24 protein-coding genes and 1 pseudogene are annotated in these 21,423 nt (G+C 48.7%); 1 reads left to right on the forward strand and 24 read right to left on the reverse strand.

Annotated features, from left to right (window positions below):
- Positions 1-4: 4 nt before the first annotated feature.
- The 21 genes from NTY76_02950 to NTY76_03050 all read right to left on the reverse strand — a co-directional run bounded on the left by NTY76_02950 (position 5) and on the right by NTY76_03050 (position 18,116).
- The gene (locus NTY76_02950) at positions 5-427 is read right to left on the reverse strand and encodes a biopolymer transporter ExbD (GenBank protein ID MCX5678048.1); all 423 of its coding nucleotides are present in this window, start codon (positions 425-427) and stop codon (positions 5-7) included.
- Positions 424-1,041, reverse strand: coding sequence for a MotA/TolQ/ExbB proton channel family protein (locus NTY76_02955; GenBank protein ID MCX5678049.1), 618 nt, complete (start codon positions 1,039-1,041; stop codon positions 424-426). Before NTY76_02955 ends, NTY76_02950 begins: the two co-directional genes overlap by 4 nt.
- A complete protein-coding gene (locus NTY76_02960) occupies positions 1,038-1,688 on the reverse strand; it encodes a sulfite exporter TauE/SafE family protein (GenBank protein MCX5678050.1) in 651 nt (216 codons plus the stop codon). Before NTY76_02960 ends, NTY76_02955 begins: the two co-directional genes overlap by 4 nt.
- A 3-nt stretch (positions 1,689-1,691) precedes the next feature.
- Positions 1,692-2,291 (reverse strand): MarC family protein, encoded by a 600-nt coding sequence (locus NTY76_02965; GenBank protein ID MCX5678051.1) that lies wholly within the window; start codon positions 2,289-2,291, stop codon positions 1,692-1,694.
- 146 nt (positions 2,292-2,437) lie between these two features.
- Positions 2,438-2,620 (reverse strand): DUF2934 domain-containing protein, encoded by a 183-nt coding sequence (locus NTY76_02970; protein MCX5678052.1) that lies wholly within the window; start codon positions 2,618-2,620, stop codon positions 2,438-2,440.
- A gap of 57 nt (positions 2,621-2,677) precedes the next feature.
- A complete protein-coding gene (locus NTY76_02975; protein MCX5678053.1) occupies positions 2,678-4,339 on the reverse strand; it encodes a glycoside hydrolase family 57 protein in 1,662 nt (553 codons plus the stop codon).
- Between the two features lie 18 nt (positions 4,340-4,357).
- Entirely contained in the window at positions 4,358-5,947 is a 1,590-nt protein-coding gene (locus NTY76_02980) for a DUF1957 domain-containing protein (protein MCX5678054.1), read from the reverse strand.
- Between the two features lie 6 nt (positions 5,948-5,953).
- Positions 5,954-6,910, reverse strand: coding sequence for a DUF4912 domain-containing protein (locus NTY76_02985; protein ID MCX5678055.1), 957 nt, complete (start codon positions 6,908-6,910; stop codon positions 5,954-5,956).
- Positions 6,910-7,368, reverse strand: a complete 459-nt coding sequence (locus NTY76_02990) for a DUF5666 domain-containing protein (GenBank protein ID MCX5678056.1) — start codon at positions 7,366-7,368, stop codon at positions 6,910-6,912. Before NTY76_02990 ends, NTY76_02985 begins: the two co-directional genes overlap by 1 nt.
- A 185-nt stretch (positions 7,369-7,553) precedes the next feature.
- On the reverse strand, positions 7,554-8,315 hold the full coding sequence (locus NTY76_02995; protein ID MCX5678057.1) for a glycosyltransferase family 2 protein: 762 nt from the start codon (positions 8,313-8,315) through the stop codon (positions 7,554-7,556).
- A 102-nt stretch (positions 8,316-8,417) separates the two neighbouring features.
- Positions 8,418-8,789, reverse strand: coding sequence for a hypothetical protein (locus tag NTY76_03000; protein ID MCX5678058.1), 372 nt, complete (start codon positions 8,787-8,789; stop codon positions 8,418-8,420).
- Between the two features lie 27 nt (positions 8,790-8,816).
- Positions 8,817-9,290 carry a peptidoglycan-binding domain-containing protein gene (locus NTY76_03005; GenBank protein MCX5678059.1) on the reverse strand — a complete coding sequence of 158 codons (474 nt, stop codon included), beginning with the start codon at positions 9,288-9,290 and terminating at the stop codon, positions 8,817-8,819.
- Between the two features lie 47 nt (positions 9,291-9,337).
- Positions 9,338-10,174 carry a hypothetical protein gene (locus NTY76_03010; protein MCX5678060.1) on the reverse strand — a complete coding sequence of 279 codons (837 nt, stop codon included), beginning with the start codon at positions 10,172-10,174 and terminating at the stop codon, positions 9,338-9,340.
- Positions 10,175-10,177: 3 nt separating this feature from the next.
- Positions 10,178-11,344 (reverse strand): aminotransferase class I/II-fold pyridoxal phosphate-dependent enzyme, encoded by a 1,167-nt coding sequence (locus tag NTY76_03015; protein MCX5678061.1) that lies wholly within the window; start codon positions 11,342-11,344, stop codon positions 10,178-10,180.
- Positions 11,345-11,351: 7 nt separating this feature from the next.
- Positions 11,352-11,837, reverse strand: a complete 486-nt coding sequence (locus NTY76_03020) for an Lrp/AsnC family transcriptional regulator (protein ID MCX5678062.1) — start codon at positions 11,835-11,837, stop codon at positions 11,352-11,354.
- Positions 11,838-11,928: 91 nt separating this feature from the next.
- Positions 11,929-12,453, reverse strand: a complete 525-nt coding sequence (locus NTY76_03025; protein MCX5678063.1) for a peptidoglycan-binding domain-containing protein — start codon at positions 12,451-12,453, stop codon at positions 11,929-11,931.
- Between the two features lie 88 nt (positions 12,454-12,541).
- On the reverse strand, positions 12,542-13,324 hold the full coding sequence (lsrF, locus tag NTY76_03030) for a 3-hydroxy-5-phosphonooxypentane-2,4-dione thiolase (protein ID MCX5678064.1): 783 nt from the start codon (positions 13,322-13,324) through the stop codon (positions 12,542-12,544).
- A gap of 34 nt (positions 13,325-13,358) precedes the next feature.
- Complete coding sequence (locus NTY76_03035) at positions 13,359-15,134, reverse strand: phosphoenolpyruvate carboxykinase (GTP) (GenBank protein ID MCX5678065.1); 1,776 nt, start codon at positions 15,132-15,134, stop codon at positions 13,359-13,361.
- Between the two features lie 19 nt (positions 15,135-15,153).
- Positions 15,154-16,182 carry a zinc-dependent dehydrogenase gene (locus tag NTY76_03040; protein MCX5678066.1) on the reverse strand — a complete coding sequence of 343 codons (1,029 nt, stop codon included), beginning with the start codon at positions 16,180-16,182 and terminating at the stop codon, positions 15,154-15,156.
- Positions 16,183-16,198: 16 nt separating this feature from the next.
- Positions 16,199-16,678, reverse strand: a complete 480-nt coding sequence (locus tag NTY76_03045; protein ID MCX5678067.1) for an NAD(P)H-dependent oxidoreductase — start codon at positions 16,676-16,678, stop codon at positions 16,199-16,201.
- Positions 16,679-16,787: 109 nt separating this feature from the next.
- Positions 16,788-18,116, reverse strand: a complete 1,329-nt coding sequence (locus tag NTY76_03050) for a hypothetical protein (protein ID MCX5678068.1) — start codon at positions 18,114-18,116, stop codon at positions 16,788-16,790.
- Positions 18,117-18,297: 181 nt separating this feature from the next.
- Between NTY76_03050 and NTY76_03055 the strand changes: the two genes are divergently transcribed.
- On the forward strand, positions 18,298-18,762 hold the full coding sequence (locus NTY76_03055; GenBank protein MCX5678069.1) for a FecR domain-containing protein: 465 nt from the start codon (positions 18,298-18,300) through the stop codon (positions 18,760-18,762).
- A gap of 74 nt (positions 18,763-18,836) precedes the next feature.
- Here NTY76_03055 and NTY76_03060 read toward each other — a convergent pair whose 3' ends face one another.
- From NTY76_03060 to NTY76_03070, 3 genes and pseudogenes are all read right to left on the reverse strand, one after another.
- On the reverse strand, positions 18,837-20,033 hold the full coding sequence (locus NTY76_03060; protein MCX5678070.1) for a FecR domain-containing protein: 1,197 nt from the start codon (positions 20,031-20,033) through the stop codon (positions 18,837-18,839).
- Between the two features lie 52 nt (positions 20,034-20,085).
- Positions 20,086-20,190, reverse strand: a pseudogene (locus tag NTY76_03065) (hypothetical protein).
- A gap of 483 nt (positions 20,191-20,673) precedes the next feature.
- Positions 20,674-21,423: tetratricopeptide repeat protein (locus tag NTY76_03070; protein ID MCX5678071.1), on the reverse strand; the 750-nt coding region annotated here is incomplete at its 5' end.

The raw sequence follows: 21,423 nt of genomic DNA on the forward strand, positions 1-21,423 counted from the left end.
TTACCTAATTCTTGACTGCCGCTACACTGACTTTCTGTATATTCAGCTCATTTATCACATCAAGCGCCTTTACCACATTATTGAACCTGGCAGAACCGTCCACCTTCAAAACAACGCCAATGCTGTTATTCTCTTTCAATTTTGCCTCAAGAGCCGATTTAATATCGGAATCTTTAACCTTATCTTCATTTATAAAATAATCACCATCTTTAGTGATAGTGAGCATGACCTTTTCGAATCCCTCCAGCGCTACTGCGGTGGATGCTTTCGGCAGTTTCACCTCTATTTTCGACATCTTTACGGGATTGAACGTGTAGATCAGGCTGAAGGAGATAAAGAAAAAGATGAACATATTCATAACAATGTCCGTCATCGCGACGGACTCGAGCGCTACAAGATAATCTTTTTTGCCTTTTATCGCGATCATGTCGGGCGCTTCGCTTCGGCGATCGCCTCAACCAGCCGCATCGAGGAATCACTCAGCTCGTATGAGATATATTTTATTCTTGAGATTATGAAATTGCATATGAGGTAAAACGGCACGGCTATGATGAGCCCGGCCGCCGTCGTTATCATAGCTTCATATATGCCCGCGGCCAGCTGGGATACGGTTATGTTGGAGCCGGCCTTCTCCCAGCTCACGAACGCTTTTATGAGGCCCGTTATCGTGCCCAGAAATCCGAGAAGCGGCTCAATCCCTATTATCGATATCAGCCCGCCTATATATTTTTCGAGGCCGTTCACCTGAGCATTCCCAGCCCTTTCAAGCGTTTTCTCGATCTCATGGGAGGCGAGGCCCCTCTTTTCGATGCCGGCCTTCAGGGTAACGGCTAACGGATACCGTATATTGTCCGAACAGAATCTAGCCGCGTCATCGAAACGTCCGGCGCGGACTTTAGCGATAACATCCTCCGTGAACTTTCCGGCGTCCATCCTGATCGCAAACAGCTGCCAGAGCTTATATATTATTATCGCAAGGCCGAGTATCGAGCCGAATATTATCGGTATCATAACCGGCCCGCCTTTTATTATCCAGATCATTTAGTCCCCTTATCGAATATCGCCTGGACAAGCATTACCAATCCTATCAGCGATATTACTATTCCGCTTACTTTGGGCATGAGATGCTCGACTTTCTCGCCGAACTTGTGTTTTACGAATGTCAATATGCCGCCTATCGCGAAAGCGAACGGCAGAAGCGATATCATCGTCCCAAAACTGAATGACGCCACAAGAAGCCCGCCGGCAAGCGCGCTCTTCGTCGACGCGGCCATAACGAGTATTGCCATCTCTATCGGGCACGGGGGCAGCCCTCTTATTATCCCGAATACGAGCATTGAAAGATCACCTTTAGCGGCGTTTAAACCTTTGGCATAGCAGTGCGATTCAAGCTTATGCGTATGGCTGAAGACCAACAGGCCGAACGCTACGGTGAATGAAGCAGACACTATCTCCAGCTGCTTCGAAAACCTGGCAAGGTACTGGGAGCCTACGTATCCCGCTATCACTCCGAGCGTCGTATCCGCTATCATCATCCCAAAGCCGTATAACATCACAAGAAATACTATTTTTCTCGTGTTCCTGCCTATTATTGTCGCATAAATACTCGCGACAGCCTTGTCTTCGCATGGTTCAAGCACATGCAGCAGGCCTATGATGAATGCCGATGTCAGCGTAACGTCATTCATTATTTAACCGGTTTTTTGGGAAGAGAAATACAGTATAGCATCCAGGATACCTTTGCGCATCATCATCACCGCTATCGCGGCAAGTAAAAGATGCGCGATCTTTGACACGGCCTTGGAACCAGCTTTCCCCAGGACTTTTGATATAGCGGAGGCATAGGTAAATACGATCCACACTATGATCAGGTTCACAACAAAAGATGAAATGGTAAAGAGCATACCGTACGAGTCGAGCATGATAACCATCGTGGTAAGCACCGCCGGGCCGGTAATTAAAGGGGTGCCTATCGGGACCGCGCCCATGGTATCCGTTGACAGCCGGCGAAATTTCTCATGCTGGAGTAGGTCGCGGAGCGCTATGGCCAGGAGAACAAGCCCGCCGGCGATCTTAAAATCGAATACCATGACCCCGAGTATCATGAATATCCACTTGCCTAAAAACAGAAATACTATACCTATCGCGAACGCGGTTATAATGGACTGATTGATGATATTCCGCTTGTCTTTATTCTTCAGGTGCTCGGTAAACCCGATATACATCGGAAGTATACCGAGAGCGTCCATCGCGACGAATATAGGTATAAATGACAGAAGAAATAACCGCATATCAGGGCCCTTTATATAATAATTATATCAAATTATATCATATAGCGACATAAAGACAAGGAAATTGGTATTTATAAAACAATAAGGCCGGGCTTTTATAGTCCGGCCTTACTAAATTTTGTAAAACTGTTAAGATCCCCGTCAGATTATCTGGAGAGCTTCCCCTTTATGATTCTCTCTGCCTCCAGCCAGTCCTCTAACGAATGACCGCTCTTGCGGCCTCTCTTCTCGTAAAGCTCATAGGCTTTTTTCGCTATCAGCGAACTTATATCTTCCTTCGACATCGTCGGATTGGAAGACTTCCCGAGCTTGAAAGTCGTTTTTGCCATGATCTGTTCCCCCCTTTCATATAATTTGTCGAGGTTATTATACCTATTCAGCGGCCCTTATGCAATAGAAATTTTCAAAAAATCCGGGATGGGTTTTTTCAGAAGCTTATATATATTCTTCAGATGGGTCCTATACAGTTTATCGAACGGATTGTCATTGCCGGCATGGGCCTTACCGGCGTACCACCAGTTCCAGTCGCTTCCTTCGGCTATATACAGCTCGCGCCAGGCATCCACTATACTGGCGCCGTCCAATTTGGAGTTATTTTCAGCCTCTTTTGTGAATTTCATAAGATCCCTTCTCACTTTATTAAGGTAGTCCCACGACAGATTATCCTGTTCCTGCCCTATCCAGACATCAAAGTTATGGTTTATCCACGATCCGGGAAATATCTTATTGATTGACCTCTTAGGGCTTTCTATATCCAGGAAACCGCTCACTGTAGTAGACCCGACCAGTTCCTGTTTATCAAGGTTGGCATAGAGCGTCTCAAAGAACAGCCTGCCATTGTCATCAAAATACTCCCATGCGTTCTCACCGTCCATAACTATGGTCAACAACCCCCTGTCGGTATCGCGGCGCATCTCGTGGCCTATATTGTTGCAGTGGTTTATCAGGTCCCAGGCCGCCTCATCCTGGTTCCATGAGTTATAGTTGAAACTTATCATATCGGAGAGGTTCTTGTCCCTGAAGATCATCGCGATATTGCGCGAGCCGACCTTGTAATTATACGGACGGTATATCATCCGGCGATCAAATCCTGATAATCCCTTACATTTTTTATCATACATAGAGAGGCTTTTAAAGAGTATATCCTCGTCGGTAGCCACCCAGTCTATGCCTTTTTTTATAAGGATATTCAGCATCTGGTCCGACACGCTGCCTTCGGACGGCCACATACCTCGGGGAGGAGCGCCAAACTGTTCCGTGTGATATTTTATCGCTTCTTCCACCTGCCATTCGGCGTCTTCCGGGTGCGAATACTTCTTCGGAAGAGGGTTATGAGGAAGCGAAACTTTCGCGACCGAAGTATCGCATATGAGCGGCAATATCGGATGATAGAAAGGCGTGGTCGTGATCTCTATGCGGCCTTCGTCCTGTAATCTTTTATATAGCGGCAGGATCTGGGCCATTATCTCTTTCTGCTTCACCGTTACATATTCTTTATCGCTCTCGGTATAGTCCCGGCCTTTCCTAATGAGATCATTAAGCTGCATATCGTCATCGATAGATATGGAATGGAACCATGCCAGATTAAAGAGCACCTGCAGGTCCAGGAAGTCTTGTTTTGAAAATGTCCTTACCATCCTCTTAAGGATCGTTCCGGTGAGAGGCTTGACTCCCTTTTTTATTAAAAGTTCGGAGTATCTCTGATTTGGTTCGATAAACTGTTTGAAGTTGACCTTGAAGAAATTGTTCAGGATATATACTTTGTCTTCAAATGTGAGGAGGCTCGCCTTCTTTATGGTCAGGTCGAGATATGTGTCCGAGACGTCGTTTTGCACATAGTCGTTTATCTGTTCTATAAGCGATGGGACAAGATTGAATGTCACCTTGATATCGTCAAAATTCTCGACGAGCCGGGCCATCGGAAAGTAATCTTTGATGCCGTGAAGCCTGACCCACGGCATAAGGTATTTATCGGTAAGGGGGTCCTTATAGAAGGGCTGATGCATGTGCCAAAGGAACGCGACCCCTAAGGTCTTATTAATGCTCATTGCCGGCCCTGATATATTCTAAGTGCAATAAACCGTATAGTCCACATTCGGAAATATATTATTCTTCCACTCGAGGCGCTTTAAATACTCTTCATCGAGGGAGCCTGATTTCACATCGTCATATAGATTGGTAAAATTCTCGGCATGGCCCCTGAAGCGCTCAACGGCATACGAGGAGTGCGAACCCGTCTTTATGATAAACGCCCAATCGCTCGACTGCGCCAGGAGAAGCTCTCTAGCCATCTGGTTCAGGGCTCTTGCGGCCAGACCCTTAGCGTGCCTGTTGGCATTCGCGATTTCGACCATACGCTCAACCATCTTGTTAAGATGCCTGTATATCCAGTCATTGGAACCCTCAAGCCAAAATTCGCTGTAACCTTTATATCCCCAGCTGGAGAATGCCGGCTGCAGCACCTGATAACTCTTATACATCTTCATATATTCTCCGGGAGTGGTAAGCGCCACCGTATTCTGGTCATACCGTATCTTCCTGATAAGGAAATCGAGCCACATAGGGCCCTCATACCACCAGTGGCCGTATAGCTCCGCGTCATAAGGCGCGACCACTATCGGCTTCCTGTCGCCCATGGAATGCACCAGATGTTCTATCTGTTTCTCGCGGTTAAACATGAAATTGGCGGCGTGAGAGGATGCTGTATCGCGTGCCGCGTCGGGATTGTAAGGATGCTTATGGTTTGTGGTGCCGGTGATCTTGTAGTACTTAATGCCGGTGTTTATCCTGACTCCGTCAGCGTTTATATAGGGCCTTATGTAATTGTAGTCGAGATCGAAACCTATATCCCTGTAGAATTCCCTGTAATTATAATCGCCCGGATAACCTTCCACCGCGCTCCATACGGACTTCGACGATTCGATATCCCTACCGTACACACCCACGCCGCTCTTTGTGAGATAGCCGCTGAATACTCCAAACCTCGGTCTGGGAGTACCGAACAATATTCCGTGGTTATCGACGAGAAAATATTTTACACCCTCCCTCTTCAGCGCCTCTTCATCGCCGGGCACATATCCACACTCGGGAAGCCATATGCCGGCCGTCTTTCTGCCAAACACCTTCTGATACATATCCGTGGCGGTCTTCACCTGGGCCCTCACCGAAGCGGCCCTATCTGCTTCCATGAGAGGCAGATAGCCGTGCGTAGCGCAGCAGGTTATGACTTCCAGATTGCCCGTCTCCTGGAAATGCTTGAAGGCATTGACAAGGTTGCGGCCATACTGATCAACAAATATACGACGCGCGTCGAGAAAGAGCTGATGATACATATGGGCGAGCCTGTTAAACTGCTCCTCCCACCTGGTCCTCTCTACCTCTTTTTCGGAAAGCTCTATCAGCTTCTCGATGTGTTTTAGATACTTCTCCTGCAGATGGCCGTCCATCAGCATCGCCATCAGCGTAGGAGAGAGCGATATTGTGAGCTTGTAACCGATCCCGTCCCTTTCCAGGCCCTGCAGCATCTTTATGAGAGGGATATAGGTTTCGGTAATGGCCTCAAACAGCCAGTCCTCTTCCAGGAAATCGGTGAACTCGGGGTGACGTACAAAAGGAAGGTGCGCGTGCAATACTATCGCAAGATAACCTTTCGCCATAAAATATTATTCTGTCTTTCGTGTGACTATCGGGGTTATACGGCGGGTGTCGATCCCATCATTGGAGGTCGCCTCCACAGGGATCGTCTGCATGCCATCGGGCAGCGCGAATCTCGCGGAGAAGGTGCCGTCCGGACGAAGCTTTATCGGCTTACCCTGCATAGTTACCTTCGCATCGGGTTCTGTGGCACCATATACAATAAGCTCGCAGTTAACGACAAGCCAGAACTTTCTCTCGAAACGTTTCTTGAAGACCGAGGCTCCGCTGGACAAAGCGCCTGAGGTGATCTGCTCCTCCAGTTGTCTCCTGACCTGCTCTCTGACCTCAATCGATCCTTTACCAAGGCCGAATCCCCCGGAGAGCGCGAAGAGCTTCCAGTATTCCTCTTCCGGCATCATCCATTCGGCATCCAGCTGATCCGACATACCGAACCTGGGCGTCTTTATAACATTGGAGCGGGCGAGCACATAGAAATCACCCTTCTTTGTAACGATGCCTATATCTACGACCCATGCGCGGTCGGGCTTGCCTACGTTGATATACCAGCTGTTGGCCAGACCGTTGAGGTCTATATCAAAATAGGTATGGGCGTTTCTGCCATTGAAATGAATATCGGTCACATCGTAAACTCTCAGGACCGACTTTTGCCTCTGGTCGCCGGCAGATTCTATCCTGCGCAGCACTTCTTCCTCTTTATCCCGACGGATCTCCCAATAAGAAAATATCCACCATGGGTCCCTGACGAGAATAACTATCCTGTTATCACCGTAGCCGTGCGGAAAACGGAACTCTTTTCGCTCCCTGATTCTTAGAGGATTTGTCGTTTCTTCGGTCTTCCCCGCCGGCATAGGGAGGGCTCCCTGATCAAGCCCGAACGTATCGGCTGGCCTGGTTTTCTCCGGCCGAGTTGCCGCGGCTGCGATTCCGGATATCTTTTCCGATTTCTCGCGTTTCTTAGGCATTATTGCTCCGGCGGTACATTTGCGGGGAGGGCCGCCTGCGATGAAGCCTCATCGGGTGCGGGGGTCTCTTCTTTCTCCACCGTCACTACCTTTGCCGTATTCTTCCCGTCTTTTACGACATAGGTCACGTCGACCCAATCGCCTTTTTTAATATCTCCGATAGCGGAAGCATTCTCCAATTTTGTATCAGGGTTAATAGCGATTGCCGCTGTCTTTTCACTATCGCTGTCATAATCGTAATACTGGACCGACAACGTATTTGCCGACGCGTCAACGGCCTGGACCTCTCCATATATAGCTATCTCTTTTGTCTGAGGCGTGACATCGGTAATCGGCGCAGGCGCCGCTTGGGCCTCTTGCGCCGGTGCGTTGCCGGCATCTTGAGAAAACGCGGGAATCACGACCATCGAGACAAGCATGCAGACAGTAAGGTAAACCTTAAGGTGAGACAATTTCATAATCCGATCCTCCTAGTTTATTCAGCCCTATTGTAGGCTAAGTGCCGATATCTCTGATATCGGCCTAGTTTATTAAGCCGTATCGCAAGCCAACTGCCGATGTCCCTGACATCGGCCTTTTTGGTTAGAACACCTTCTATACGCACTTATACCAAATATACCGTTAAAAGTCAAGCGCAAGGTGTTCAATAAGAGAGCTTGTTGCCGAGCTTACTGAATATACGCGGGGTTTTAAGCCCGCACTTCCCCACCATATATTTCCATGCCGTCCCAAGCACCTGAAAGCCATAAATTACGCTTCTCGAAAAATTAATGGATGAGGATTCCTTTGTATAGCTCGCGGGGCATGTTATCTCTCCCACGCGGTATCCAAAATAGAATGCCTGCAGCAGCATCTGGTTATCAAAAACAAAATCGTCTGAATTCTCGAGTAAAGGCAGGCCGGCGAGCACTTCGCGCGAAAAAGCCCGATATCCGGTATGATATTCGGAGAGTTTCTCCATTATCATGTTATTCTCCAGGAACGTCAGGATCCTGTTCGCGATATATTTATATACCGGCATCCCGCCTTTAATGGCCCTATTACCTAATATCCTTGAGCCCAGCACAACATCGAACATGCCGCTGGTTATAAGCGCCGCCATCGGCGTTATGAGTTTGGGAGGATATTGGTAATCCGGATGCAGCATGACCACTACATCGGCTCCGGCCTTAAGGGCCTGGCTGTAACAGGTCTTCTGGTTGCCGCCGTAACCGAGATTTTTATCGTGAACAAAGACTTTGATCCCGAGCGAATGCGCGAGGCCCACCGTATTATCGCCGGACTTATCGTCGATGAGCATTATATCGTCTACTATATCTTTCGGGATCTCATCGTATGTCCGCTTCAGTGTCTTCTCGGCGTTATAAGCGGGCATCACGACCACTATCTTTTTACCGTTCAGCATCTGTCAGCCCCTATAATATAAGGGGCACGCTCTTTTTACGAAAACGTGCCCCTCGATGATTCGGTCATATAATAGCTGTAAGGTAACCGCGTGAAAGCCCCTTTACTGTTTGGCCGGGCTCTCCTGTGTAGCCGGACTTCCCTGCGCGGCCCTGGACTCAGCCAAAAGCTTATCGTAAGATGCCTTAAGGGATATTTTTTCGTCGAGAAGCTTATCGTATTCGGCCTTGAGCGCGGCCTTTTCGTTAATAGCTGTTTCGAGTTTAGTCGCCTGGTCCATCTTTTCATTCAAGAGCGCGTCATACTCGTTCTTCAGAGCGTCTTTAGCCTTCATCATGACGGCCACCTTCTCTTCGAGGATTATCTTCTCGTTTTGTAATGCCTCATATTTATCCCTGGGCACTCCGCAACCTATCAATAAACCCGCCAGAGAAAGCGCCATACCGCATAACCCGACCACCTTAAGAGCTTTCATTTCGTCATTACCTCCGTAAAAATCGCGCTATTGCTTCACCAAATATTTATCAAGAGCCGCCAGCGTCTTCGGGCCGCATTTACCGTCTGCCTTCAAGCCATTGGCCTTCTGGAAATCTATTATGGCCTTTTTGGTCCTCGGGCCTATTTTACCGTCGATTATTCCGGTATAGAAACCCGCCGCCTTAAGGGCCTTCTGTATATCCTTATTCCTGTCCTGCGCTACCTTTGTAACCGTGGCGGCGGATTTCTCCGCAACCTCGGGAAGAGCTGCCGTAGCAGGAATCGGCTCGGACGCCAGGCTTTGTGCCGGCTCTACTATCACATTCTGCGCGGCCTGCTGCGCGCTCATCATACCCTCCGGAGGCAATGGTGTCGTCGTCTCGGTCGTCTCTAACTTAGCTTCCTCGGCAGGCTTCTCAACCTTGCCTTTGCACCCGAATAAAGCGATCGGTAGTACTATTATTGCAACCAAAAATACCGCCAAAAACTTTTTATTCATCCCCTGCTCCTTTCTTTAATGTGATTATACCGCCATGCGGTTCTTTGTCAAGTTATATCTCTTACCGTTCCGAGCTTCGATGTGACTACGGCGCCGAAACCGGCTATCAGAAATACCGATTTTACTATGGCGCCGGCTATCGGTACGAATCCTATTAAAAATAAGACCACCATGCCGAGAATTGCGCTAAGAAAAGATATGGCCGGCTTATTTATCGTTAAAAATATCTTATTGCCGATAAATATCGCCGACGCAATGTACCCTATTAACAGGGCCAGCGCCACCAGAAGCACTTCAAGAGGTATTAATACTATGCCCACTATGCTTATAGCCAGCAGCACGGCTATGGGGACGATAAGCATCGTCCATAAGACGCCCCATAAGAACATGCCCAGGAACGAACGCTCGATAGAAAGCACTATCGCGCTCATATGTTCGGGAACGAGCGCTATCACAAGGACCGAAAGCCCTAGAAATCCGAGGAGCGCCAGGAGACTTATGGTCGCCCAGAAGGCCATCCATCCTCCTTTAAAAAAATCGATGACGGACGGAATAAAATGCGGCATATAAACTTGAGTGATCTTGCCGAGAACCTGCGCGGCAGGGTCCTTCGATATCTCTCCGACCACCACAGCGCTGCCGCCGACATACGACCCGCTCTTCAGCGTCATAACGCCTCCGACAACGACGATATTGCCCTCCACTCGCCCGAGCACAGTAAGATTGCCATCGATCACGATCACGTCCTTCACCGTCATATCCCTGGAGATCTCCAGATCTTTTCTGAGCTTAATAACATCGGGTTTTTCGTCAGCCGATGCTATCGATACGGCAAATAATAGAAGAAGACCTAAAGCGACAAAGACGGATAAACGTTTTATCATAATTTATCCTCCCCTCTTCTTAAGCGTCTTCATGAAACGTTCGATCCGCGAGAGCGCTTCTTTGAGCCTATCCATATTGGACGCGTAAGATATTCTCAGATATCCTTCGCCGAGAGATCCGAATGCCGTGCCCGGCACAACCGCCACTTTCTCTTTACTCAGAAGTCTTTTCGAAAACTCCAAGGATGAGAGACCTGTCTTTTTTATCGACGGGAAAGCATAGAACGCTCCTTCCGGACGGTGGCATGGCAATCCTATCTCGTTCAGGCGGGAGATGACGAACTCTCTCCTTCGCTTATATTCGCGCTTCATCTCCTGGACAGACCTCTCCCCGTATTTAAGGGCCTCCAGCGCCGCCATCTGTGAAATGATCGAGGCGCAGAGCATTGTGTACTGATGTATCTTAGTCATCGCCGCGATCAGGTTGGCGGGGCCGCAGGCATATCCGACCCTCCATCCTGTCATCGCGTATGATTTCGAGAATCCGTTCAGATATATGGTGCGCTCTCTCATCTTTGGAAGCGTCGCGAAAGGCGTGTGCTCGAAATCGTAAGTGAGGTCGCAATATATCTCATCGCTTATCATTATGAGATCGCGTTTCAACACCACCTCGGATATGGCTTTAAGTTCTTTCCTGGAATAAGAAGCGCCTGTGGGATTATTGGGATAGTTCAATATCATCGCTTTAGTCCTATTATCACAGAGTTTCGTTATGTCTTTAGGCGTGATCTTGAAATTTCCATCCGGGCTCGTATTTATCGAAATAGGCCTACCGCCGCAAAGCGTAGTGATCGGCGCATAGGAGACATACGCCGGCTCAGGTATCAGGATCTTGTCATCTCTGTCAATAATGGCTCTCAACGAAAGATCGAAAGCCTCGCTGACACCCACCGTTATGAGTATCTCCTCTTCGGGATCATAGTCAAGACCGTATCTGTGCTTTAAAAATTTCGACACCTCGCGGCGAAGGTCGATAAGGCCTTTGTTGGACGTGTAAGAGGTGTAGCCCTCCTCTATAGCGTAGATGGCTCTCTCCCTTACGTTCCAGGGAGTCACAAAATCGGGCTCTCCCACGCCGAGCGATATGACATCTTTCATCCCAAGGACGAGATCAAAGAATACCCGTATGCCCGAAGGCGGTATCTGGTCGACTATTTTCGCTGTTTTCATTATTTTCTTACAAGCTTATCGCGGGACGCTTGGACCTCTCCGGCTGTTTTAAGATATCTCCGTCTTCTTTATATTTCTTCAATATGAAATGGGTGACCGTCCCCCTCACGCCTTCCATCGGAGACAGCTTCTCGCTGACAAAGCCCGAGACCGTATGTATGTTCTTGCCTTCGACGACGACCAGCAGGTCATAGGTGCCGGACATCAAATAGCAGCTGGTGACCTCGGGAAACTGGTATATGCGTTCAGCCAGATGATCGAATCCGACATTCTTCTGCGGCGTGAGTTTTACTTCGATCAAAGCGCGCACATCGCTATTTTCCTCTTTTGATAACTCCCTATTTATTATAGTTTTATATTTAAGTATGATCCCATCCTTCTCCATCTTCTTTATGGCCAGGGCCACGGCCTTAGGCGTCATCCCAAGCATCTTCGCTATATCCGCGGGAGTGGCGCGCGCGTCACGCTCCAGTATCTCAACTATCTCATTCATCATTAAGTCCCTCCTGGAATGTAAAAGGGGCGAACCCTTATGTTATTGAGGGCGCGCCCCTTTTATGAAAAATCTCGATTTAACTCTTCTATTATTTTACTCCCTCGTCGCCGCTTACGGAATCCGGGGCTGCGGCCGGGGCTGTATTCGCGGAGGCATCCGAAAGATGCTTACTCAGCATATCCCATGTCTTTCGGCCTACCACACCGTCGGCTTTGAGCCCATTGGCCTTCTGGAACTCTTTTATGGCCTTTCTAGTGCTCTTGCCTTTCACTCCGTCGATTTTACCATTATAGTAACCGGCGTTCTTAAGGGCCTGCTGGATATCTCTCATCTTTTCGGAGCGCGAACCTTCTCTCGTCTTCACGCTGATATTGGTCTTAGCCTGTGCGCCGGTAGTTTTGAGTTCGTCAAGAGCCTGGGCCTGTTCGGCGGCCAGGCGTTCAACCTCAGCCTGTTTTGACTCAACACCCTCTACTCTCGACTCAAGAGTCTCAACTCTGGTCTTGATTCCCGTAACTTCCGTTTGTACTTTCTTCTGGGACGTTCCGCATCCGGAAATAATAAATGCGGCTAAAATAGCCACAGTTAAACAAACTAAACTCTTCCTGCCCATTTCTCCTCCTCCTTAAAATTAGTTATAAAGGATTATACGGCACTGCCGGGCAAATTGCAATGAAAATCTGCAAAAAATATCCTTCGGGCTACTTCGCCTTGAGGATCTTGGCGGCTTCTTTGACCGAGGAGCCTTCGTGGACGATCGAACGGATGGCTTTTATCATTCCGACCGCGTTATTCGACTGCCATATATTACGGCCCATATCCACGCCATGGGCGCCTGAGCGTATAGCCTCATAAGCAAGGTTAAGCACATCCATGCTGGTTTCGAGCTTCGGCCCGCCGGCGACGACTATAGGCACCGGGCAAGATCGCACCACCTTCTCAAAATCTTCGCAATAATATGTCTTCACGACCTGTGCGCCGAGCTCGGCGGCGATCCGACAACACAGGCTCAGGTAACGGGCGTCTCTCTTTTCGAGCTCTTTACCGACCGCCGTAACCGCCAGGACCGGCATGCCGTATCTCTGGCCCTCATTTACAAGCTGGCTCAGACACGTCAGAGTCTGGTTCTCGTGTTCCGTCCCTACATATATGGAGAAAGCCACCGCCGAGGCATTCAACCTGAGCGCGTCCTCCATTGACGTCTGTATAGACTCATTCGATAACGCGGGCCCGGCTATTGAATTGCCTCCGGAGACCCTGAGAAGAAAAGGTATATCCAGGCCGGCGTCAATGCAGTTTCTGAGGACGCCCCGCGTCAACATCAGAGCGTCTGTGTAAGGAATAAGCGGCTTTATCGTCTTTGCCGGCTCCTCCAGCTTCGATACGGGCCCCAGAAAATATCCGTGGTCTATCGCAAGCCATACCGCGTTTCCAGTCTTCGGCTTTATCAGCCTCGAGAGCCTGTTCTTCATGCCCCAATCCATATTCTACCTCCGAATTTTGCGATGTAAATAACCTCTACCTGCCTTTTAGCTTCGCCTTCAGGCTATGCAGCTCTTCTATCAGTTCCTTCGGTATACGGCCGTCAAACTTATTGAAAAAAGCTTCGGCGTCCTCTGACTCTTTTTGCCATTCATCGAATTTGACCGCGAAGAGGCGCTCGAGATTCTCCTTCGATATCGAGAGCCCTTTCAAATCAAGGTCATTGACATTCGGCAGATATCCAATCGGCGTTTCTCTGGCACCTATTTTATCATTAGTCCTTTCAATGATCCACTTCAGCACACGGATATTATCTCCGAAACCCGGCCATATGAATTTGCCCTGACCGTCGGTCCTGAACCAGTTAATAGAAAATATCTTTGGGGGACGGGTCATTCTCTTGCCAATGTCGAGCCAATGGCCGAAATAGTCACCCATATTGTAGCCGCAGAACGGGAGCATGGCCATCGGATCTCTCCTGAGAACTCCCTCCGCATGCGTGGCGGCCGCCGTCGTCTCGGAACCCATAAGAGCGCCGGAAAATACCCCATGCTGCCAATTCTTCGACTCTACAACCAGCGGCATCATATGGGTGCGCCGGCCCCCGAAAAGGATGGCCGAGATCGGCACTCCCCGCGGGTTCTCGAACTCCCTTGAAAGGCTCGGGCACTGTGAAACGGAAACGGTAAAACGTGAGTTCGGATGCGCGGCCTTTTGGCCCGAGGCCGGGTCATACTTATTACCCAGCCAGTCTATAAGATTTACCGGAGGGGTGCCATCTATACCTTCCCACCATGGTTCGTTCGTATCGGCGTTCAAAGCGGTATTCGTGAAGAGCGTCGGGTAGAATGTCCCTTTTAAGAGGGTGCGCATCATGTTGGGATTGGTCTTCATCGATGTGCCAGGCGCCACGCCGAAAAACCCGGTCTCCGGGTTGATCGCCCAGAGCCTGCCGTCGGATCCGACGTTGAGCCACGCGATATCATCGCCGAGCGTCCAGATTTTATAGCCGGGCAACGCGGACTCCAGCATCGCCAGGTTCGTCTTGCCGCAGGCGCTCGGCAGCGCGGCTGTGATGTAAGTGATATTGCCGGCGGGATCCTGTATCCCCACGATGACCATATGCTCGGCCAGCCATCCTTCCTTCTTGCCGAGCCATGACGCTATTCGCAGGCTGAAACATTTCTTGCCGAGAAGCGCGTTGCCGCCGTATCCGGAGCCGATCGACCATACCAGGTGCTCGTCCGGAAAATGCATGACAAACCGTTTGTTCGAATCGAAATCACCGACCGAGTGTATGCCTTTTACAAAATCGGCGCTGTTGCCGATCTTGGCGATAGAATACCTGGACATGCGCGTCATGATGCGCATGCTCACCGCGACATACGAAACATCCGTTAACTGAATACAGGCTTTGGCGTATGGCGACTGCGGATGGCCCATCATGTATGGAAGCACGTACATAGTGCGGCCCTTCATGCATCCGTCGGAGAGCTTTGCCATCTTCTCCTTCGCCTCTTTCGGGTCCATCCAATTGTTATTCGGGCCGGCCGTTTGCTTGTCGGGATGGCATACGAAAGTGAGATGCTCGGTGCGAGCGACATCTGTAGGATGGCTGCGGTGATAATAACTATTGGGGAAAGTTTTGTGATTTAACTCTTTGAAGACCGGGCTGCCTTCTATCTTCTCTTCCTTGATGCCGATCTCGATAAGGCGGTGCGCCTCTTCCTCGGAGCCGTCGCACCAGTATACTCTGTCGGGCTTTGTGAGCTTCGATACTTCATCTACCCATCTCTCCAGCGGCGTTGCCATCACATTCCCTTTAAAATAGCTATTTTTGCGGTTCGATAATTACTTTGATCGACTCTTTTGCCTCCGAGACAAGCCTGAACCCCAGGCCCGTCTCTCTCAGAGCGAGCCGGTGCGTTATCATATCATAAACACTTATTTTTTCAAGGCATATTTTATCCAGCGCGTCAAGGTGGTCCTGCGGGCTTCCCGCATAAGAGCTTGTCACGGTAACCTCGCTCCGCCAGAATATATCATTCGTTGAGACCGGAAGCGAGGCATCCTTACCCGCTGCCGAGAATATCAGTACTGTGCCGCCGCGCTCAACAGACCTCAAGGCCTGCTCGAACGCGCTTTCAGCGCTCGCGCAGATTATCACCAGATCAGCAAGATATCCGCCATTCAGCTTCCTCAGTTTCTCGGGACCATACTCTTTTGCGTTTATAGCATAATCGGCGCCGGCCCTCTTAGCGGCGTCGAGCCTGAAGTTTGAAATATCCGTCGCGAATATGCGTCCGGCGGCATTTGAACGCGCCGCTTTTATATGAAGGAGCCCCGATATGCCGCTTCCGATTATGAGAACGGTATCGCCTTCTTTAAGATTTGCCCGGCGCTGGCCGCGCAGGACACAGGCAAGCGGTTCGATAAATGTGGCGTCCTCAAACGAGACGTTATCAGGCAGAGGGAAAACCCCTTTCTCGACATTAATTCCGGGCACTCTCACATATTCGCAAAATCCGCCCGGGTCAAAATTGGTCTTACGAAGCGTATCGCAAACCGTCTCATGGCCAGCGGCGCAATAACGGCACTCTCCGCACGGCACATGATGCGCGACAGCGACCCGGTCGCCTGTTTTAAAACGCGTGACGCCTTTGCCGGCTTCAACTACAATTCCCGCGATCTCATGGCCAAGGACCAGAGGCACCCTGTGTATCCTGTACCACTCCATCACATCGCTGCCGCAAATACCGGAGGCCTCAATACGGACCAGCAGCTCGCCGTCGCCGATGACAGGTTTAGCCATCTCCTCGAGCCTCACATCATTATTGGCATAATACATCGCAACGCGCATTACCCGGGACCTTTCGTTATAAGTATTTTGAAACGGTTGCCGCTATAAATCCGGCGTCTCCCTGCTTCCGATCGGGAATGTTTATCTCATCCACGGAAGAGGCCCCTTTACCCTGTAATATGTCTCTTATATTTTTGAAGCATCTCGTGACTCCAAGTCCGCTGCCGGATGTCAAGACGACTACAACGCGTTTGCCGTTAAGGCCTTTAAGGTTATCCAGATAACTGTTCATCGCCGGAACAGGGGCGAATGCCCATACCGGACAGCCCAGTATCACGAGATCGAACGGACTCGCGTCAAAATTTACCGCGGCGTCGAGTTTCGCGCGCTTTTTCGTGAAAGCGGCCCGGCACTGGGCGGCAAAATTGGTGATTTCATCTGCAGGCTTAAGCCTTTGTAGAAATACCTCGCCATTGGCCTTTAATTTATCGGCAAAGATATTAGCCACTCTATCTGTATTGCCGCTAAATGAATAGTATGTGATCAATGTCTTCATAGTAACCTCCTAGTTTATTCAGCCGTATTGTAGGCTAAGTGCCGATATCTCTGATATCGGCCTGAAAATATTATTTTTGGGTAGATTGGCCGGATGTGGGAAAATAAATTTACTTGTTCAGCTTCTCTTTCACGCGCCCCAAATAATAATTCGTACGGGCGTATTCAGGAGACGCCTTTTGGACCTGTTCGAATTTCATCCTGGCTTCGCTATATTTACCATCCCAGTATAACGCTACCGCTTCCCTGTACATAGCGGAAACCTCTTCTCCGGCCGCGCTCGGCGGTACGGGAGCGGGCCTCTCGTATCCTGATGGCGCCTGAACCGCCGCCGTCGATGCCTCTGGAAGAGATGCGATGATCCGATCAGTCACGGAACCACTGGCTTTCCCTGCCGTCTCTCCTGCTGTGACGGCCGGGCTCCCTTGAATTTTCGCTGCGGATTCCTGAGTGGCTTTCTGTCTGGCTATTTCTTCCGCCGCCTTCTTCGCGGCCATTTCTTCCTCGGCTCTCTTCCTCGCCATTTCTTTCTCAGCTTTCTTTCTAGCTATTTCCTCCTCCGCCTTCTTCTTCGCCATTTCTTTTTCGGCCTTCTTCGCGGCCTTTTCTTCTTCAGCCTTCTTCCTGGCCATTTCTTCCTCGGCTCTCTTCTTAGCTATCTCTTCCTCGGCTTTCCGCTTCGCCATTTCTTTCTCAGCTTTTTTCCTAGCCATCTCTTCCTCGGCCTTCTTCTTTGCCTCCAGCTTCGCCTGTTTAGCGGCTTCCTGAGCGGCTTTCTTTTCGGAAACCCTTTTCTCTTCCGCGGCTTTCTTCTCCGCTGCCGACTTCTCTTTAGCCGCTTTCCTTGTCGAGGCTTCTTCTTCAGCCCTCTTCCTGGCCTCTAACTTCGCTTTATCGGCGGCCTCCTGAGCGGCTTTCCGGTTCTGCAGCTCTATCTGCTTCACCTGCTCATCAAGGGCCCGCTCCTTATCTTTTATCATCGTCTTCATCGACGGAGTACCGGCCATGGCCATTGCCGAGCCATACTCCTTTTTAGCTTCAACTAATTTGCCTGCGGCAAAAAACATATCTGCCGCGTTTAGATGTTTAGCGGCTGCCTTGTCGCTCTCTATTGCCTTAGACTCTTCATCAATCTTTTTAAGGCTGGTCTCGGCATCTTTAACTATCTCTTTAAGCTCACTTTTACACTCTACTATCTGCTGGTCTATTGCCTGCTGACTCATCACAGTCTTAGCCTTAGCGGTATCCGGCACTTTTGATTCGACGTCGCCAACGGGCTTCTGTACCTTGACCGAAAACTCTACAGTCTGCCCATCTTCCGCAGATATTTTATCCGCGGTTTTCTTTTGCGTAACATTCTCGGCATATACGTAAACAGACGCAAGCGAAATCATGAATACTAATGTAAATAATATCCTTACTTTTCTCATCTTATGCATACTTTTTATTCTCCAACATAAAGAAGATTAACGCACAAAATCACTATAATATCTAATTATATTATCATAAAGTATACACTAGATCTAACTTTTAATCAATGCCTAACAAAAATATATTAGTTGCCCACTCCATTGACTTTTTATGTTTTATCAGGTATATTTAAAGTAGGAGGGAAAGAAAATGAAAACTCTCAGAATTATCTGTATAATAGCGCTGATATTAGGCATAGCGGTTACTGGTTACGCTGTGGAAAAGCGCAGTGCCAAGATCACAAGCCTCAACGGAACAGCTGAGATAAAACCGATAGGTCAAGCTGTTTGGTCTCCAGCCAGCGCCGGAATGGTGATGAATGAGGGGGATACTCTTAAGACTGCTCCGGGGTCATGGGCTCTCGTAGACATCGATAATGGTAAGGTCGCTATGGTCGAAGTAAAAGAGGGTTCTCAGATGTCGCTTGCCGAATTGACAGCCGATCCACAAACGGATACTTCGCAAACACTTCTCGACCTGGCAATGGGTGAAGTCCTTATAAAAGCGCAGAAAATCCACGGCGAGAATTCAAGGTTTGAGGTTAAGACCCCTACGTCGATAGTGGGTGTCAGAGGCACCACATTCAACGTAAAGGTGGAGTCAGTCGAAGAATAAACAAATCTCCGACTGATAAAAAAACCCTACAACGCATTTAGTGCACGTAGGGTTTTTTATTGTTTTCTTTCCTGCTATTTAACGCCTGGTTCGGCCTTTGAAAAATAGATGTCGTCTATATATATAACGCCCTCTTTTTTAGTGACGCCTATATCGCTAAACACTATCACGAATTCCTTCATATCTTTAAAATCATTTATGCCCGTAAACTGCCCTAACGGGATCACCATCTTTTTCCACTCATCCGTTATACCCTCAATGAACAGCCTCCCTACCTGTTTTTTATCATTCTTGAGCTCAAGATTCAATTTCTCTGTAAAACCCGCCTTCTTGTCGCCTTTTATATAAAATACAAGATACTTATAACCGGAAAGATCTATATCCATTAAATACGTAAAAAAACCGTTATACGCGGAGAACGGCGAATCGACATCATAAGTCAATTTTAAACTATACCCTTTATCGCCCACCCTTTCCAGATCGGTAAATTCGTCTCTACAGTACTGGTTCGGGTCGGAATAGAACACGTTCCAGGAACCCAGGGGGCCCTTCAGATTGTTAAAATTCTCTTTTATGTCGAAATCATCTACCAGGACCTTCCCCTGCCTAAGGAACTCGATGCTCTTGCCCCAACGCTGCCAATCCATCAAATCGTTTTCCGATATCTTCCGGGCTTCGCTTACGCGCCGGCCCTTTTCAACATCCCTCTCCGTTCCTTCGCTTGTAATATATTTTTTCGTGTTCGGCCTTCCGCGATCATCAATTCCGCATATATATACGTTGCTTTCAAATACAGATATCTTGGTCTTATCCGCGCTCGCTTCCTCTAACCATGCCGTCCCCCTTGCGCCGCATATCGCTATCGGCGTCTTTACAATAAATGAAGATTTGGGTTCCAGCTTTTTCAGCGTTACGCGTATCTTTCCTTTTGAAAAATTCAAGTATGCGGGGTTTATGCCCTGAAACTCAACGCGGCTCTTCTCTTCCAGCTTGACCGCTTTATCGGTATTATCACCGATGATTATGTCAACTGTCGAATCTCCGGCGGTCTCTACGGTATCCCCTTTTTTAAGGATGGTGGAGGAGTCCATCTTCCGCCACTTGGCGCCGTCTTCAGGGCCTTTTATCTTCACATCCCCTTTTACAATAAATGTCTTATTGGCCTGGTCCAATATTATTTCTTCTTTGGGCAGTAACATATTCCTGATGAGTAAAAAAGAGAGTACACACAATACGACAATCAAGGCTGCTATTAATATTCTCTTATTCATCACGGTCTGCCTTTGCTATGCTTCTATTGGAACTTGACCCCTAAAACTTTTATTTGCGTCTGTCGGGGCTCGCGCCAGGTCCGCCTGCGGGACCGGCAGGGTTTTCCCAATTCGTGCCGGGTCCGCCTCTAGGACCGGGCGGATTATTGTCTCTATCGACTCTCAGGGGTCTTGGTGGCGGCGGTGGATAACCTGCGCGGCGAGCGCCTTTAGTATCCTGTCTTAATTCTTTTTTCTGAGCTTTTAAATTTTGTATATCCTGTTTCTTCTCTTGCACATTTTCCTGATGTGTACTCTTCAACTGCGCCTTAAGCTGATTGGCAGTCGCCATATCTCCTGACGCGACAGCGTCTTTTATCTGCTGCTGCAATTGTTTCTCTTCCGTCCTGGCCGCTTGAGCATTCTGCTTCATGGCCTGGTGCGCGGCTTTAATATCCTGCTTATCAGAATTCACCTCTTGTTTCAAATCTGTATTTGAGGCATTCTCCTGAGCGCACAATTTACCGGCGCCGGCAATCAAGGAAAAACAAAAAGTAATGCAACTAACCGCTACGAATATCTTTCTCATTACCCCTGCCCCCCTTTCTTTGTAGAGATATTTTACCCTGAATAGAAACCCTCTGCAACATAAATCTGTTATTTATCTGCCCGAAGCTTTCCTCAGCTCTTCGAGGAATCCCGGATGCGATCTATAACCTAACTTTTCTGCCATATTCACATCATCCCAGGCTTTGTCATATTCTTTTCTGAAGTAATATGCGACCGCCCGGTTTTTATAGGCTTCTCCGGCATTAGAGTCGCTTTCAATGACTTTAGTGTAATCAAAAATCGCCTGATTATAATCTCTCTTAATGACATAAGCAATACCCCTATTGATATAGGCTTTAGAGACAATATTGTTATTGATGTAAGCCCTGGGATGCGCGGGATCAATTTCGATTGTTTTATTATAGTCGGCAATGGCCAGATCTATCTTGCCCATCTCTTGATAAGCTAAACCTCTGTTATAATATGCGTCGACCAGATCAGGATTGATCTCTATACTTTTGTTACAGTCGGATATCACCTGGTCCAGATCGCCTCTAGGGCCATAGGCCCCTGACCTGCCTACATAGGCCTTGGCGTCATTAGGGTCTAATTCAATGGCTCTGCTGAAGTCCGAGATAGCCAGGTCATAACTGCCTTTTACATTATAAGCTACTCCGCGGCTGGTATAGGGCCTCGCTTTCCCGGGTGATTTATGCGCCGTGTCATTCCATAAAGTAAACTCATCTCTCCATGCCCTGTTCCTCTCGTAAGTTAAGATCGAATAAGAAGCGACAAGTAAAGAGAGGGCTATTACCATGGCCTTGATCCTTCTCTCTTTGAACAGGTAATAGAACCCGCTTAC

It is taken from the genome of Candidatus Omnitrophota bacterium, assembly GCA_026387175.1.
Taxonomy (GTDB): Bacteria; Omnitrophota; Gorgyraeia; order 2-01-FULL-45-10; family 2-01-FULL-45-10; genus CAIMPC01.

Bases quoted from the DNA above. Each gene is read 5' to 3' on its own strand.
- NTY76_02985 (MCX5678055.1), bottom strand. From the start codon at position 6,910: ATGCCTAAGAAACGCGAGAAATCGGAAAAGATATCCGGAATCGCAGCC.
- NTY76_03045 (MCX5678067.1), bottom strand. From the start codon at position 16,678: ATGAAGACATTGATCACATACTATTCATTTAGCGGCAATACAGATAGA.
- NTY76_02965 (MCX5678051.1), bottom strand. From the start codon at position 2,291: ATGCGGTTATTTCTTCTGTCATTTATACCTATATTCGTCGCGATGGAC.
- NTY76_03025 (MCX5678063.1), bottom strand. From the start codon at position 12,453: ATGGGCAGGAAGAGTTTAGTTTGTTTAACTGTGGCTATTTTAGCCGCA.
- lsrF (MCX5678064.1), bottom strand. From the start codon at position 13,324: ATGGATTGGGGCATGAAGAACAGGCTCTCGAGGCTGATAAAGCCGAAG.
- NTY76_02955 (MCX5678049.1), bottom strand. From the start codon at position 1,041: ATGATCTGGATAATAAAAGGCGGGCCGGTTATGATACCGATAATATTC.
- NTY76_03035 (MCX5678065.1), bottom strand. From the start codon at position 15,134: ATGGCAACGCCGCTGGAGAGATGGGTAGATGAAGTATCGAAGCTCACA.
- NTY76_02995 (MCX5678057.1), bottom strand. From the start codon at position 8,315: ATGCTGAACGGTAAAAAGATAGTGGTCGTGATGCCCGCTTATAACGCC.
- NTY76_03050 (MCX5678068.1), bottom strand. From the start codon at position 18,116: ATGCATAAGATGAGAAAAGTAAGGATATTATTTACATTAGTATTCATG.
- NTY76_02950 (MCX5678048.1), bottom strand. From the start codon at position 427: ATGATCGCGATAAAAGGCAAAAAAGATTATCTTGTAGCGCTCGAGTCC.
- NTY76_02980 (MCX5678054.1), bottom strand. From the start codon at position 5,947: ATGGCGAAAGGTTATCTTGCGATAGTATTGCACGCGCACCTTCCTTTT.
- NTY76_03040 (MCX5678066.1), bottom strand. From the start codon at position 16,182: ATGCGCGTTGCGATGTATTATGCCAATAATGATGTGAGGCTCGAGGAG.
- NTY76_02975 (MCX5678053.1), bottom strand. From the start codon at position 4,339: ATGAGCATTAATAAGACCTTAGGGGTCGCGTTCCTTTGGCACATGCAT.
- NTY76_03060 (MCX5678070.1), bottom strand. From the start codon at position 20,033: ATGAATAAGAGAATATTAATAGCAGCCTTGATTGTCGTATTGTGTGTA.
- NTY76_02990 (MCX5678056.1), bottom strand. From the start codon at position 7,368: ATGAAATTGTCTCACCTTAAGGTTTACCTTACTGTCTGCATGCTTGTC.
- NTY76_03010 (MCX5678060.1), bottom strand. From the start codon at position 10,174: ATGATAAAACGTTTATCCGTCTTTGTCGCTTTAGGTCTTCTTCTATTA.
- NTY76_03055 (MCX5678069.1), top strand. From the start codon at position 18,298: ATGAAAACTCTCAGAATTATCTGTATAATAGCGCTGATATTAGGCATA.
- NTY76_03005 (MCX5678059.1), bottom strand. From the start codon at position 9,290: ATGAATAAAAAGTTTTTGGCGGTATTTTTGGTTGCAATAATAGTACTA.
- NTY76_03015 (MCX5678061.1), bottom strand. From the start codon at position 11,344: ATGAAAACAGCGAAAATAGTCGACCAGATACCGCCTTCGGGCATACGG.
- NTY76_03000 (MCX5678058.1), bottom strand. From the start codon at position 8,789: ATGAAAGCTCTTAAGGTGGTCGGGTTATGCGGTATGGCGCTTTCTCTG.
- NTY76_02960 (MCX5678050.1), bottom strand. From the start codon at position 1,688: ATGAATGACGTTACGCTGACATCGGCATTCATCATAGGCCTGCTGCAT.
- NTY76_02970 (MCX5678052.1), bottom strand. From the start codon at position 2,620: ATGGCAAAAACGACTTTCAAGCTCGGGAAGTCTTCCAATCCGACGATG.
- NTY76_03020 (MCX5678062.1), bottom strand. From the start codon at position 11,837: ATGAATGAGATAGTTGAGATACTGGAGCGTGACGCGCGCGCCACTCCC.